General features: G+C 71.0%; 8 protein-coding genes and 1 pseudogene. All 9 read right to left on the bottom strand.

The window, feature by feature from the left end; genetic code table 11:
- Positions 1–199 (bottom strand): annotated as a pseudogene (locus tag RMP09_RS15570) (heme-binding protein); the annotation flags it as partial.
- Between the two features lie 126 nt (positions 200–325).
- Positions 326–955 carry a response regulator transcription factor gene (locus tag RMP09_RS15565; protein WP_310566899.1) on the bottom strand — a complete coding sequence of 210 codons (630 nt, stop codon included), beginning with the start codon at positions 953–955 and terminating at the stop codon, positions 326–328.
- Complete coding sequence (locus RMP09_RS15560; protein WP_310566898.1) at positions 949–2,439, bottom strand: sensor histidine kinase; 1,491 nt, start codon at positions 2,437–2,439, stop codon at positions 949–951. The genes RMP09_RS15565 and RMP09_RS15560 overlap by 7 nt, the downstream gene beginning before the upstream one ends.
- Positions 2,440–2,655: 216 nt before the next feature.
- Positions 2,656–5,136, bottom strand: coding sequence for a glycogen/starch/alpha-glucan phosphorylase (locus tag RMP09_RS15555; protein WP_310566897.1), 2,481 nt, complete (start codon positions 5,134–5,136; stop codon positions 2,656–2,658).
- A gap of 61 nt (positions 5,137–5,197) precedes the next feature.
- Positions 5,198–6,712, bottom strand: coding sequence for a glycogen synthase GlgA (glgA, locus tag RMP09_RS15550; RefSeq protein WP_310566896.1), 1,515 nt, complete (start codon positions 6,710–6,712; stop codon positions 5,198–5,200).
- A 136-nt stretch (positions 6,713–6,848) separates the two neighbouring features.
- Positions 6,849–8,108 carry a glucose-1-phosphate adenylyltransferase gene (gene glgC / locus RMP09_RS15545; protein ID WP_310566895.1) on the bottom strand — a complete coding sequence of 420 codons (1,260 nt, stop codon included), beginning with the start codon at positions 8,106–8,108 and terminating at the stop codon, positions 6,849–6,851.
- A gap of 65 nt (positions 8,109–8,173) precedes the next feature.
- Positions 8,174–9,679, bottom strand: a complete 1,506-nt coding sequence (gene malQ / locus RMP09_RS15540) for a 4-alpha-glucanotransferase (protein WP_310566894.1) — start codon at positions 9,677–9,679, stop codon at positions 8,174–8,176.
- Complete coding sequence (glgX, locus tag RMP09_RS15535; RefSeq protein WP_310566893.1) at positions 9,676–11,868, bottom strand: glycogen debranching protein GlgX; 2,193 nt, start codon at positions 11,866–11,868, stop codon at positions 9,676–9,678. Before glgX ends, malQ begins: the two co-directional genes overlap by 4 nt.
- Positions 11,865–13,766, bottom strand: a complete 1,902-nt coding sequence (gene glgB / locus RMP09_RS15530) for a 1,4-alpha-glucan branching protein GlgB (protein WP_310566892.1) — start codon at positions 13,764–13,766, stop codon at positions 11,865–11,867. The genes glgX and glgB overlap by 4 nt, the downstream gene beginning before the upstream one ends.
- Between the last annotated feature and the right edge of the window lie 10 nt (positions 13,767–13,776).

Genomic DNA, 13,776 nt, shown 5'->3' with positions numbered 1-13,776 from the left:
GGGCGCGCAGGTTGCCGGCGCGGTCGACCACGGCGGCGGTCACGTTGTAGCCGCTGGCGCTGCACGACGCGACGGTGGCGGCGGCGATCTGGTTGGCCAGATCCAGCGACATGTTCTTTTCGGTGCGCACGGCCTGCGCGCTGGCGGCGCTGGCGATCAGGGACAGGGCGATGGCGGTGGCGGAAACGGTGGCTTTCATGGGTTTCTCCTTCGGGTGGATGCGGTTGAATCAACCGTGGGAGAACTGTAGAAATCCGCGCCCGTTCGCACCATTCGGAGGGCTACGCGCAGCGCTCCGTAGAACTACGGAGCGGCTGACCGCCGATCAACCCCCGTCGTGTTCGTCGACCAGCGCCGCGTAGCGCCGGATCAGCTGCGCCAGCGACTCGGCTTGCAGCTTGGCGAACAGGTTGGCGCGGTGCGTTTCGACCGTGCGCGGCGAGAGGTCTAGTGCGCGGCCGATCTCCTTGTTGGTCAGGCCCGCGACGATCAGACCCAGCACCTCGCGCTCGCGTTCGGACAACTGCGCGTAGCGCTCGCGCGCCTCGCGGTCGGCCTGGTGGCGCTCGCGCGAGCGCACGTGCTGGCGCACGGCGTTCTGCAGCGCTTCGATCAGCAACTCGTCGTTGACCGGCTTTTCCAGGAACTCGGCAGCACCGGCCTTGAAAGCGCGGCGGCACATGTCCACCGTGCCGTGGCCGGTGAGCATGATGACCGGCTGGTCCACGCCCTGGGCGACCAGGGTGTCGAGCACCGTCAGGCCGCTGATGCCGGGCATGCGCACGTCGAGCACGATGGCGCCGATGGCCTCGCGGTCGAAGCCTTCGAGGAAGACCTGCGGGTCGGCCCACGGCGTCACGCGCAGGCCCACGGTGCCGATCAGCAGCGCCAGACTGTCGCGCACCGCCGCGTCGTCGTCGATCAGGTGGATGGTGGGCGAGAGGGTGCTCACGATGCGTCTTTCAAAGGCAGGCGCAGCGTGAACACCGCGCCGCCCTCGGGCCGGTTGGCGGCGGTGAGCGAGCCGTTCATGCCCTGGGCCAGCGTCTCGCACAAGGACAGGCCCAGGCCCAGGCCGCCTTCGCGGGTGGAGAAGAAGGGTTCGAACAGGCGCGTCAGCGCTTCGGCCGGGATGCCGGGGCCGCTGTCGGCCACGCGCAGTTCGCCGTGTCCGCCGGCCGGCAACACCGTCAGCGTGAGCCGTCGGGCGTCGGCCGGCACCGCGTCCAGCGCCTGCAGCGCGTTCATCAGCAGGTTGTGCACGATCTGGTCCACGGCCACCGGATCGGCCTGCACGCGCACCGGCGCAGGCGCCTGCGGTTCGGGGGCCAGGCCGCGCCGCCGGCACTCGGGTTCGAGCAGGTGCAGGGCGCGCCGCACCGCGTCGGCCAGATCAACCCCGCCAGCCGATGCTTCGGCCGCGCGGTGGGCCGGCCGTTCCACCACGGCGCGCAGCCGGCCCACCACGTCGGCGGCGCGCCGGGCCTGGGCCACGGCCTGGGCCATCGCGCTGCGGGCGGTGTCGAGTTCGGGCGGGTCGTCGGCCAGCAGGCGCTGCGCGGCCTGGGTGTTGGCCAGCACCGCGGTCAGCGGCTGGTTGAGTTCGTGCGCCATGCCGGCGGCCAGTTCGCCCAGGGTGTTCAGGCGCGCCACCTGGCCCAGGCGCAGCAGCTCTTCGGCCCGGCGGCGTGCGGTGCGCTGGCGCTGCAGCTGGGCCATCAGGGCCAGCACGGCCGTCACCGCGGCGGCCCAGCCCAGCATGCGCCACCAGGGCAGCTGCGCCCAGCCCAGTTGCCGTTCGGCCACCACGTCAAAGGGCTGGCTGGCCGCGGCCAGGTGCTTGTGGAACGAGAAGCGCCAGCCCGATCCGCCGGCCAGTGCCGCCGCGTCGCCGGCCTGCAGATCGATGCGCTGCGCCCCCCGCACCAGCGCCACGCGCACCGGGCTGCGGTCGGGCGGCATGGGCCATTCGGCCCAGGGCACCATGCCGCGCACCGCGATGGTCAGCGCATAGCTGGTGGGCTCGGCAGCGAGCACGAGGCGAAAGCGCGCGGTGTCGCCGTCGGGCGACGGGGCGAGGGCGGCGCGGCGGTCGCGCCGCGAGGCGGCTTCGGCTGCGGCCAGCGCGGGGTCGGGCCAAGCCTGGTCGCGGTCGCGCCGCTGCACCGCGAGGATGTGCGGGTACAGCGCGGGCAGGCGTTGTTCGGGGGGCTGGGCGCCGGCGGCGGGCGGGCCGGGCTGCAGCAGCGCCAGCGTGTCGAGGATGGCGTCGTGCTGCACGGCCTGCTGGCTCAGCAGGCGGTGCACGATGCGGGCATCGGTCTCGAACAGGGCGCGCTGCGCGTCGATGGCCTGGCGTGCGATGAGCACTGCCCCGGCCGCGGACACCACGGCGCCGCCCAGCCACCACCAACGCCACGATCCACCGCTTGCCCGCATGCGGCGGATTCTGTCATGCGCCGCGGCGAAGCGTGACGGGCGGGACAGCCGCGGGGCCGCCCCAAGGCGGATCAGCCCCCCCCTGGGCGGCCGCGACCCGCGCAGCGGCGGAGCGTGGGGGCTCCCGGGCCTGCCGCCAGGCCGCCCCAAGGCAGGATCAGCCCCCTGGGGGGCAGTGACCCGCGCAGTGGCGGAGCGTGGGGGCCTATCCCTCCATCAGTCGAACAGCGGCTTGACGTTCCAGATCTGGTCGGCGTATTCGCGGATGGTGCGGTCCGACGAGAAGGCGCCCATGCCGGCGACGTTCAGGATGGCCTGGCGCGTCCATTCGGTCGGGCGGCGGTAGAGCTCGTCGACCTTCTGCTGGGTGGCGATGTAGTCGGCGTAGTCGGCCAGCAGCAGGTAGTAGTCCGATTCGAGCAGGGTGCGCGTGATGTCGTGGAAGCGGTTCGGTTCCTCGGGACTGAAGGCGCCTTCGGCGATGCGGTCGATGGCGCTCTTGAGGTCGTAGTTGTGGTCGACGTAGCGGCGCGGGTTGTAGCCGCTGGCGCGCAGGGCGGTCACCTGTTCGGTGCGCAGGCCGAAGATGAAGATGTTGTCCAGCCCGACGTGCTCGGCGATCTCGATGTTGGCGCCGTCCCAGGTGCCGATGGTCAGCGCGCCGTTGAGCGCGAACTTCATGTTGCCGGTGCCCGAGGCCTCGGTGCCGGCGGTGGAGATCTGCTCGGACAAATCGGCCGCGGGGATGATGACCTCGGCCAGCGAGACGCGGTAGTTCGGCAGGAACACCACCTTGAGCTTGTCGCCGATGCGCTTGTCGTTGTTGACGGTGCGCGCCACGTCGTTGATCAGCTTGATGACCAGCTTGGCCATGTAGTAGGCCGACGCGGCCTTGCCGCCGAAGATGACGGTGCGCGGCACCCAGTTGGCGTTGGGGTGGGCCAGGATCTGCTGGTAGCGCGTGACCACGTGCAGCACGTTGAGCAGCTGGCGTTTGTATTCGTGCATGCGCTTGATCTGCACGTCGAACAGGCTGTCGGGGTTGACCACGATGCCGGTTTCTTTGGCGATGCGCTCGGCCAGGCGCTGTTTGTTCTGCGCCTTGGCCAGGCGGAAGGCGTTCTGGAACTCCACGTCATCGGCCAGCGGGCGCAGCTGGGCCAGTTCGTCGAGGTGGCGGCGCCAGGTGCTGCCGATGCGCGCGTCGATCAGGGCCGACAGCGGGCGGTTGGCCTGCGAGAGCCAGCGCCGTGGCGTGATGCCGTTGGTCTTGTTGCAAAAGCGCTCGGGCCAGAGCATGGCGAAGTCGGCAAAGATGGTTTCGACCATCAGGTTGCTGTGCAGGGCCGAGACGCCGTTGACCTGGTGGCTGGCCAGCACCGACAGCGAGGCCATGCGCACGCGGCGCTGGCCGCGTTCGTCGATCAGCGAAACGCGGCGCAGCAGCTCGTTGTCGCCGGGGAAACGGTCGTGCACCTCGGCCAGCAGGCGGGCGTTGAGGTCGTAGACGATGCGCAGGTGGCGCGGCAGCAGGCGGCCCATCAGCTCCACCGGCCAGGTCTCCAGCGCTTCCTGCATCAGCGTGTGGTTGGTGTAGCTGAAGATGCGTGTGCACAGGCCCCACGCGGTGTCCCAGTCCAGCCGGTGCTCGTCCACCAGGATGCGCATCAGCTCGGGCACGGCGAGGGCCGGGTGGGTGTCGTTGAGGTGGATGGCCACCTTGTCGGCCAGCTGGTCGAAGCTGCCGTGAGTCTTGAGGTAGCGGCGCACGATGTCTTGCAGCGAGGCGCTGACGAAGAAATATTCCTGGCGCAGGCGCAGCTCTTTGCCGTGCTCGGTGCTGTCGTCGGGGTAGAGCACGCGCGAGACGTTTTCGGACTGGTTCTTGGCCTCGACGGCGCGCATGTAGTCGCCCTTGTTGAAGGCGTCGAGGTTGATGCCGCTGGTGGCGCGTGCGGTCCACAGCCGCAGGGTGGAGACGCTGCTGAGTTCGTGGCCGGGCACGCCGCTGTCGTAGGCGGTGGCGATCACGTCGTCGGTGTCGACCCAGCGCACGTGGTCACCGTCTTGCACCAGGCGGCCGCCGAACTGCACCGGGTAGCTGAACTCGGGGCGCATGAATTCCCAGGGGTTGCCGTTGACCAGCCAGTAGTCGGGCTCCTCGACCTGGCGGCCGTCGACGATCTTCTGCGCGAACATGCCGAAGTCGTAGCGGATGCCGTAGCCCATGCCGGGCAGGCCGACCGTGGCCATGGAGTCGAGGAAACAGGCCGCCAGGCGGCCCAGGCCGCCGTTGCCCAGGCCAGCGTCGGTTTCCAGGTCGATCAGGGCGTCGAAGTCGGCGCCGAGCTGGGTGCAGGCTTCCTTGGCGTCGTCGTAGATGCCGACCGCCAGCAGCGCGTTGGTGAGCGCGCGGCCGGTCAGGAATTCCATCGAGAGGTAGTAGACGCGCTTGGCGTCGCTGTCCTGCGAGACCGCCAGGGTCTCGCGCCAGCGGTGCATGGTGCGGTCGCGCACGGCGTGGAACAGGGCGAACAGCCAGTCGCGCCGGGTGGCCGAGCGCAGGTCTTTGCCGACGGCGTAGACCAGGCGGTTGGCGATGGACTTGCGCAGTGCGGCGACGTTGTTGTCCAGCTGGTCGTATTCAAACGGTGCGCTGGCGGTGCCGACGGTGGGGGTGAGGGGGGTGTTGGGCATGGTGGTGACGAGGCGTCGGTGGCGTTGCGGCGGCACAAGCATCAGCTGTGCCACCAGGGGTTCATGGATGGGCGGCGGCCTGCTGGTAGACCTGCAGGTAGGCGGTGGCGGCGCGCGCCCAGTCAAAGCGCAGGCCCATGGCGTGGCGTTGCACGGCGCGCCAGTCGGCCGGCCGGCGCTGCAGCGCGAAGGCGCGGCGGATGGCCGAGAGCAGCTCGGCTTCGGTCAGGTCGTGGAACACGAAGCCGCTGGCGCGGCCGTCGTCGAGGTTCTCCAGGCTGCAGTCGGTCACGGTGTCGACCAGGCCGCCCACGGCGCGCACCAGCGGCAGCGTGCCGTAGCGCAGGCCGTAGAGCTGGGTCAGACCGCAGGGCTCGAAGCGCGAGGGCACCAGGATCACGTCGCTGCCGGCGATGACGGCGTGCGAGAGCGCCTCGTCGTAGCCGATGTGCACCGCCACCTGGCCGGGGTGCCGCGCGGCACAGGCCTGCAGCGCGGCCACGATGGGCGCGTCCCCCGTGCCCAGCACGGCCAGCTGGCCGCCACGGCGCACCAGCTCGTCGACCACGCCGGGCAGCAGGTGCAGGCCCTTCTGCTCGGTCAGGCGGCTGACCACGCAGAACAGCAGCGCGTTCTGGGACGGCTGGAGCTGCATCTGCCGCTGCAGCCGCGCCTTGGCCTGGGCCTTGCCGTCCAGGTGCTCGGCGTCGAAGCCGGGTTGCACCAGCGGATCGGCGGCCGGGTTCCAGACCGCGTCGTCCACGCCGTTGAGGATGCCGTGCAGCACCGCGTGGCGTTGGCGCAGCACGCCGTCGAGCCCGCATCCCTGTTCCTGCCCGGTGATCTCGTGCGCGTAGGTGGGGCTGACGGTGGTGATGGCGTCGCTGTACTTCAGGCCCGCCTTGAGGAAGCTGATCTGGCCGTGGTATTCGATGCCGTTGAGGTGGAACAGCGGATCGGGCAGGCCCAGGCGCTCGCGCACGCTGGCCGGGAACACGCCCTGGTAGGCCAGGTTGTGGATGGTGAACACGGTGGCCGGCTTGCGGGCGCCGCCCAGGCCCAGCTGGTGCAGGTAGGCAAAGGCCAGGCCGCTGTGCCAGTCGTGGCCGTGCACCACGTCTGGGTGCCAGGTGCGGTCCAGCCCGGTGCCCAGCAGCGCCGCGGCCCAGCCCAGCCAGGCGAACTGTTCGGCCGCGTCGGCCCAGGGGCGGCCGGCTTCGTCCAGGTAGGGGTTGCCGGGCCGTTCGTACAGCCCGGGCGCGTGCAGTAGCCAGACGCTGAGGCCGGTGGCCGTGATGCGCCCGCGCTGCAACCAGGGCTGAGGGCCTTGTGCCGTGCCGGGGCGCGGCCCCAGGCCCAGTGGCAGGCCGGCGCTGTCACCAGCGGGCACCGGCAGCGGCGCGCCGTCGGGCGTGACCCCGGCCACCAGCGACGGAAAGGCCGGCAGCAGCAGCCGCACCTCGGCCCCGGCCGCGGCCAGCGCCGGCGGCAGGCCCGCGCTCACATCGGCCAGCCCGCCGGTCTTGAGCAGCGGGTAGACCTCGGAACAGACGTAAAGGACTTTGGTTGGATTCATGCACGGACCAAATATCGAAAACCAAAACGGAAACGGAGCTGAGGGGAGGCCCTTCCAGCACGCACCGCGGAACTGGCTTCGCCAGGCCGCTGGTGCGGCCCCCCTTGGGGGGTGACGCCGAAGGCGGCGCGGGGGGTTACGTCAAGCGCTCAAGCATCGCCTTGGTCACCAGCACCACACCGCTGTCGGTGCGGTAGAAACGCCGCGCGTCCTCGGCGGCGTCCCAGCCGATCTGCATGCCGTCGGGGATCACGCAGCCGTTGTCGATCACCACCTTGCGCAGCTTGCAGCCGCGGCCCACGTCCACCTCGGGCAGCAGCACGGCTTCCTCGACCTCGGCGTAGGAATGGATGTGCACCTTGGAGAACAGCACCGAGCGGTTGACGGAACCGCCGGAGATGATGCAGCCGCCCGAAACCAGCGAGTCCACCGCGCTGCCGCGGCGGCCGTCGTCGTTGAACACGAACTTGGCCGGCGGCAGCTGTTCCTGGTAGGTCCAGATCGGCCAGTCGCGGTCGTACATGTCCAGCTCGGGCAGGGTGTTGGTCAGGTCCAGGTTGGCGGCCCAGTAGGCCTCCACCGTGCCGACGTCGCGCCAGTAGGCCGGCGCCTCGGGCGCGCTCTTGACGCAGGACAGGCCGAAGGGGTGGGCCACGGCCTGGCCGGCGGCCACCATGGCGGGGATCACGTCCTTGCCGAAGTCGCGGCTGGAGCCGGGGGTGGCGGCGTCTTGTTCGAGCGCGGCGAACAGGGCCTTGGCGTCGAACACGTAGATGCCCATGCTGGCCAGCGAGACCTCGGGCTTGCCCGGCATGGCCGGCGGGTTGGCCGGTTTTTCGACGAAGTCGATGATGCGGCGCTGCTCATCGATGGCCATCACGCCGAAGGCGCTCGCCTCGGCGATCGGCACCTCGATGCAGGCCACGGTGCACTGCTTGCCTTGGTCCACGTGGTCGGCGATCAGTTCGGCGTAGTCCATCTTGTAGATGTGGTCGCCGGCCAGGATCAGGATGTATTCCGGGTTGTGGGCGCGCAGGATGTCCAGGTTCTGGTAGACCGCGTCGGCCGTGCCCAGGTACCAGCTCTCGTCGTCCATGCGCTGCTGCGCGGGCAGCAGGTCGATGAACTCGTTGAACTCGTTGCGCAGAAAGCTCCAGCCGCGCTGCAGGTGGCGCAGCAGGCTGTGCGACTTGTACTGCGTGATGACGCCGATGCGGCGCACGCCCGAGTTCAGGCAGTTCGACAGCGCGAAATCGATGATGCGGAACTTGCCGCCGAAGTACACCGCCGGCTTGGTGCGGCGGTCGGTCAGCGCCTTCAGCCGCGAGCCGCGCCCGCCGGCGAGCACCAGGCCGATGGTGCGCTTGGCCAGGTATTGGGGGGAGTGTTTGTCCATGTCTGTCTCCGGTCGTTGTGGGGAAGAGGGGTTTCAGGCCAGCCGCAGCGGCGCAGGGGGGTGTCTCATGTGCTCCACCTTCCGTGCGCCCGCGTCATGGCGGCCAGGCGTTCGGCCGGTTCGTGGTTCACCTGGGCCCATTCGAAGCGCCATTCCCAGCAGCCGGTGGCCAGGCCGGGGGTGTTCATGCGGTGCCGCGTGTCCAGGCCCAGCACGTCCTGGAACGGCACCACCAGGGTGTTGGCGACCGACATGGACAGCGCGTTGATCAGGGCCCAGTGCGGCTCGGTGTCCACGCAGCGGCCCAGGTAGGCCCGCGCGTCGGCTTTCTCGCCCGCCATGGCGCTGGCCCACCAGCCCACCGTGGTTTCGTTGTCGTGTGTGCCGGTGTAGGCCACGCACCGATGCTCCAGGTTGTGCGGCAGGTAGGGGTTGGCCGGGCCGTTACCAAACGCGAACTGCAGGATGCGCATGCCCGGGTAGCCGCAGGCCTCGCGCAGGGCCGTCACCTCGGGTGTGATCAGGCCCAGGTCCTCCGCGATGATGGGCAGCTGGCCCAGCTCTTCCTCGATCGCCTTGAAGAAGGCCAGGCCGGGGCCCGGGCGCCACTGGCCGGCCACGGCGGTCGGCTCGGTGGCGGGGATCTCCCAGTGCGCCTCGAAGCCGCGGAAGTGGTCCAGCCGCACCACGTCGACCTGCTGGAACACGTGGGCCAGCCGGTCTTTCCACCAGCGGTAGCCGCTGTGGGCCATGGCCTCCCAGTTGTAGAGCGGGTTGCCCCAGCGCTGGCCGGTGGGGCTGAAGTAGTCCGGCGGCACGCCGGCCACCACGTGGGGCTCCATCTGATCGTCCAGCAGGAACTGGTCGGCGTGGGCCCAGACGTCGGCGCTGTGGTGCGCCACGAAGATGGGCGCGTCGCCCACGATGGCGATGCCGCGTTCGCGCGCATAGCCGCGCAGGCGCTGCCACTGCACCCAGAAGCGCCACTGCACGAAGCGCCAGAAACCCAGCGCGTGGGCCGACTGCGCGCGCGCCGCGTCCAGCGCGGCCGGCTCGCGCCGGGCCAGCGCCGCGGGCCAGAGCGACCAGGGGCCGCCGTGGCGTTCGTCCAGCACCATGAACAGGGCGTAGTCGTCCAGCCAGTGGGCGTGCTGTTCGCAGAAGGCGGCCAGTTCGCTGCGGCAGGCGTCGCTGGCGCGCTCGCTGAAACCATCCCAGGCCTTGCGCAGGCAGGCCATGCGGTGGGGCGCCACGCGCTCGAAGTCGCAGCGGTGTTCGTCGAACCCCTTGCGCGCCATCCAGGGCAGCCAGCCCTGCTGCACCAGGTCGTCCAGGTCCACCATCAGCGGGCTGCCGGCGAAGGCCGACACGCTCTGGTAGGGCGAGTTGCCGGGGCCGGCGGGCGAGAGCGGCAGGATCTGCCACAGGCTCTGGCCGGCGGCGGCCAGCCAGTCGATGAAATGGCGCGCACCGGGGCCGAGGTCGCCCGAGCCGTGCGGGCCGGGCAGGCTGGTGATGTGCAGCAGCACGCCGCTGGTGCGGCGGTTCAGGAGAGAGGGGGCGTGGTTCATGTCGGGGTGGGGGTGGTCTGTGCGCCACCTTGCAAATGCTGGACCAGCAGGCAGACCTGGGCCTCGTGCAGGTCCAGCGCCGTCCCGGTCATGGGTTCGCCGGCGGTGGCGTCCAGGGCGACGAAGCCGCGCGCGCTGTGCAGCCGCAGCGACCAGGGGCCGGGCGGCAGGGCCAGGCGGGCGTGGCCGCGCCCGGCGTGCCAGACCAGCAGCAGGCGTTCGGTGGGGGCCACCCCGTCGTCGCCCACGGCGATCAGCGCGCCCAGGGTGCAGTGCGGGCTGTTGTGCCAGGCCTCGTCGTGCATCGCGCTGCCATCGCCGTGCAGCCAGGTGATGTCGGCCGGCGCGCCCGGCGCCAGCGGCTGGCCGCTGAACCAGTGCGCGTGGCGCAGGCCGGGGTGCTGGCGGCGCAGCGCCGTCAGCCCGGCCACGTAGCCGGTCAGGTCGGCGTCGGCGCCGGTCCAGTCGAGCCAGGTCAGGGCGTTGTCCTGGCAGTAGCCGTTGTTGTTGCCTTGCTGGCTGTGGCCCAGCTCGTCGCCGGCCAGCAGCTGCGGCGTGCCCTGGGCGCACAACAGGGTGGCCAGCAGGGCGCGGCGCCACAGGCCGCGGCGGTGTAGCACCTGCGGGTCGTCGCTCGGGCCTTCCACCCCGCCGTTGGCGCTGAGGTTGTGGCCGTGGCCGTCGCGGTTGTCTTCGCCGTTGGCGGCGTTGTGTTTGTGGCTGTAGGCCGTGAGGTCGGCGAGGGTGAAGCCGTCGTGCGCGGTCAGCAGGTGGATGCTGGCGGTGGGCGCGCGCGCACCGCGCCCGAAGCGGTCGCTGCTGGCGCAGACGCGGCGGGCCAGCTCGCCCAGCGTGGTGTGGTGGCCCAGCCAGAAGGCGCGCACGCCGTCGCGGAAGGCGTCGTTCCATTCGCGCCAGCCGGGCGCGAAGCCGCCGCAGTGGTAACCATCGGGGCCGATGTCCCAGGGTTCGGCGATCAGCTGCACGCTGCGCAGCACCGGGTCCTGCTGCATCGCCACCAGCAGGGGCGCGTGCGGGTGGAAGGCGTGGCGCAGCGCGGCGCTGCGGCCCAGCGACACCGCCAGGTCGAACCGGAAGCCGTCCACGCCATAGGCCTGCACCCACCAGCGCAGGCTGTCCATCACCCACTGGACGACGCGCGGCTCGCCGGTGGCCAGGCTGTTGCCGCAGCCGCTGAAGTTGTGCGGCACGCCATGCTCGCCCAGGGCGTACCAGCCGGCCTGGCCCAGGCCGCGCCAGCTCAGGGTGGGGCCGTCCAGGTCGCTTTCGGCGGTGTGGTTGAACACCACGTCCAGCACCACTTCGATGCCGGCGCGGTGCAGGGCATCCACCGCCTGGCGGAACTCGGCGCGGATCGCAGCCGCCTGCTCGGCGGTTTGTGCGTCGGCGCCGCCGGTGGCCGCGGCGTAGCCGGGCTCGGGCGCAAAGGCGTTGAGGGTGTTGTAGCCCCAGTGGTTGACCAGGCCGCGCGCGAGCAGGTGCCGTTCGCTGATGTGCTGGTGCACCGGCAGCAGGCAGACGCTGGTGATGCCCAGGCGCTGCAGGTGGCCGATGACCGCCGGGTGGGCCAGGGCGGCGTAGCGGCCGCGCTGGGCTTCGGGCACTTCAGGGTGCAGGCGGGTGAGCGCTTTCACGTGCGCTTCGTAGAGCACGCGGCGGCCGGCGGCGATGGCCGGGCGCGGTGCGATGGCGGCGCCGGCTTGCAGTTCGGCCGCCGCATCGACCACCACGCACTTGGGCATGTGGGCGGCGTTGTCTTGCGGCGCGGGCTGGTGGTCGTGCCAGGGCTGGGTGGGGTGCAGCGGGTCGTCCACCGCGTGGCCGGCCTGCAGGGCCAGGCGGGAGGTGTCGCCCACCAGGGCCAGCGCCCAGGGGTCCAGCAGCAGGCGCTGCGGGTTGAAGCGGTGGCCGGCCTCGGGCTGCCAGGGGCCGTGGGCGCGCAGCCCGTATAGCTGCCCCGCGGCCAGACCGGGCACAAAGGCCTGCCAGACGCCGTCACCGGCGTCGGACAGCGGCACGCGCCGGGTCTCGGGGCCGGTGGCGGTGTCGAACAGGCAAACGTCCACACCGGTGGCCTGCGGCGCCCAGACGGCCAAGCGCACGCCACGCAGCCCATCCTGCGTGTGCAGGTGGGCCCCGAGAGCGGGCATGCCGTGCGCCGGGTTCATGCTGCCGGTGGTTCGGGTTGTAGCCAGAGCACCGACAGCGGCGGCAGTGTGAACGCGGCCGACCACGTCTGGCCGTGCATGGGCTGCTCGTCGGCCAGCACGCGGCCGTGGTTGCCCACGTTGGAGCCGCCGTACAGGCCCGCGTCGGTGTTCAGCCGTTCGCGCCAGGCGCCGCCGTGCGGCAGGCCGATGCGGTGGCCGTGCCGCACCACCGGGGTGAGGTTGGCGATGACGACCACCGTGTCTTCCACCCGCTGGCCGTAGCGGGCGAAGGCCAGCACCGAGTGGTCGGCGTCGTCCACCACCAGCCACTGGAAGCTGTGCGGGTCGGTGTCGCGCGCGTGCAGGGCGGGGGCGTCGCGGTAGCCGTGGTTGAGGTCGCGCACCAGCTGCTGCACGCCGGCGTGGGCCGGGTCGCCCAGCAGGTGCCAGGGCAGCTCGGCGTCGTGGTTCCACTCGGTCGGCTGCGCCAGTTCGGCGCCCATGAAGAGCAGCTTCTTGCCCGGGTGCGCGTACATCCAGGCGTAGAGCGCGCGCAGGTTGGCGCGCTGCTGCCAGGCGTCGCCGCTCATCTTGCCCAGCAGCGAGCCCTTGCCGTGCACCACCTCGTCGTGCGAGAGCGGCAGCACGTAGTCTTCGCTCCAGGCGTAGACCATGGAGAAGGTGAGCTTGTTGTGGTGCCAGCGGCGGTGCACCGGGTCCAGCGCGAAATAGGCCAGGGTGTCGTGCATCCAGCCCATGTTCCACTTGTGGTCGAAGCCCAGGCCACCGTGCTGCACGGCGCCGGTCACCTGCGGGAAGGCGGTGGATTCTTCGGCCAGGGTGATGGCCTGTGGCGCCTCGCGCTGCAGCACCTCGTGCACCTCGCGAAGGAAGGCGATGGCCTCGTAGTTCTCGCGCCCGCCGTCGCGGTTGGGCACCCATTCGCCTTCGGGGCGGCTGTAGTCGCGGTAGAGCATGGAGGCGACCGCGTCCACGCGCAGGCCGTCCACGCCGTGCTGCTCGACCCAGTACAGCGCGTTGCCGACCAGGAAGTTCTTCACCTCGTGGCGGCCGAAGTTGTAGATCAGCGTGTTCCAGTCGCGGTGGAAGCCTTCGCGCGGGTCGGCGTGTTCGTACAGCGCGGTGCCGTCGAAACGCGCCAGCGCGTGTTCGTCGGTCGGGAAGTGGGCGGGCACCCAGTCCAGGATGAGCTTGAGCCCGGCCGTGTGCACCGCGTCAACAAACCGGCGGAAGGCCTCGGGCGAACCGTGGCGCGCGGTGGGCGCGTACAGGCCGGTGGGCTGGTAGCCCCAGGAGGCGTAGAACGGGTGTTCGTTGACCGGCAGCAGTTCGATGTGGGTGAAGCCCAAGCCGGCGGCGTAGGGCACCAGCTCGCGGGCCAGGTCGTCCCAGGTGGGCATGACGTCCCAGCCGCCCGGGCGCTTCCAGCTGCCGGCGTGCACTTCGTAGATGGCCATGGGCGCGTTGTCGCGCCGGTGCGGGCCTTGCGGCGCGGGCGAGGGGCGCAGCGGCTCGCACACGCAGGCCGCGTTGCCCGGCGGCAGCTCGGTCTGGCGGGCATAGGGGTCCGCCTTCATCACGGTGCGGCCGTCGGCGCCGTGCACCGCGAACTTGTACCAGTGGCCCACCGTGGCGCCGGGCACGAACAGCTCCCACACACCGCATTCGGGCCGCAGGCGCATGGGCTGGGGTTGCCAGTGGTTGAAGTCGCCCGTCAGGTCCACCTGCCGCGCCGCGGGCGCCCAGACGGCGAAGGCCACGCCGGCCTGTCCGTTCAGGGTGGTCGGGTGGGCGCCGAGCTTCTGCCAGGGGCGCAGGTGCTTGCCTTCGGCCAGCAGCCAGGCGTCTGTTTCGCCAATCCAGAAGGTGTCCACGGGCAGGGGGTTTGGGGTCATGTGTGTCTCG

It is taken from the genome of Hydrogenophaga sp., from assembly GCF_031426985.1.
Classification (GTDB): domain Bacteria; phylum Pseudomonadota; class Gammaproteobacteria; order Burkholderiales; family Burkholderiaceae_C; genus Hydrogenophaga.
Note: the sequence above shows the minus strand (reverse complement) of the source record. Positions and strands in the feature narration are given on the sequence as shown.

Coding starts and splice junctions, on each gene's coding strand:
- RMP09_RS15560 (WP_310566898.1), bottom strand. CDS start 2,439: ATGCGGGCAAGCGGTGGATCGTGGCGTTGGTGGTGGCTGGGCGGCGCC.
- RMP09_RS15555 (WP_310566897.1), bottom strand. CDS start 5,136: ATGCCCAACACCCCCCTCACCCCCACCGTCGGCACCGCCAGCGCACCG.
- glgA (WP_310566896.1), bottom strand. CDS start 6,712: ATGAATCCAACCAAAGTCCTTTACGTCTGTTCCGAGGTCTACCCGCTG.
- glgC (WP_310566895.1), bottom strand. CDS start 8,108: ATGGACAAACACTCCCCCCAATACCTGGCCAAGCGCACCATCGGCCTG.
- malQ (WP_310566894.1), bottom strand. CDS start 9,679: ATGAACCACGCCCCCTCTCTCCTGAACCGCCGCACCAGCGGCGTGCTG.
- glgX (WP_310566893.1), bottom strand. CDS start 11,868: ATGAACCCGGCGCACGGCATGCCCGCTCTCGGGGCCCACCTGCACACG.
- glgB (WP_310566892.1), bottom strand. CDS start 13,766: ATGACCCCAAACCCCCTGCCCGTGGACACCTTCTGGATTGGCGAAACA.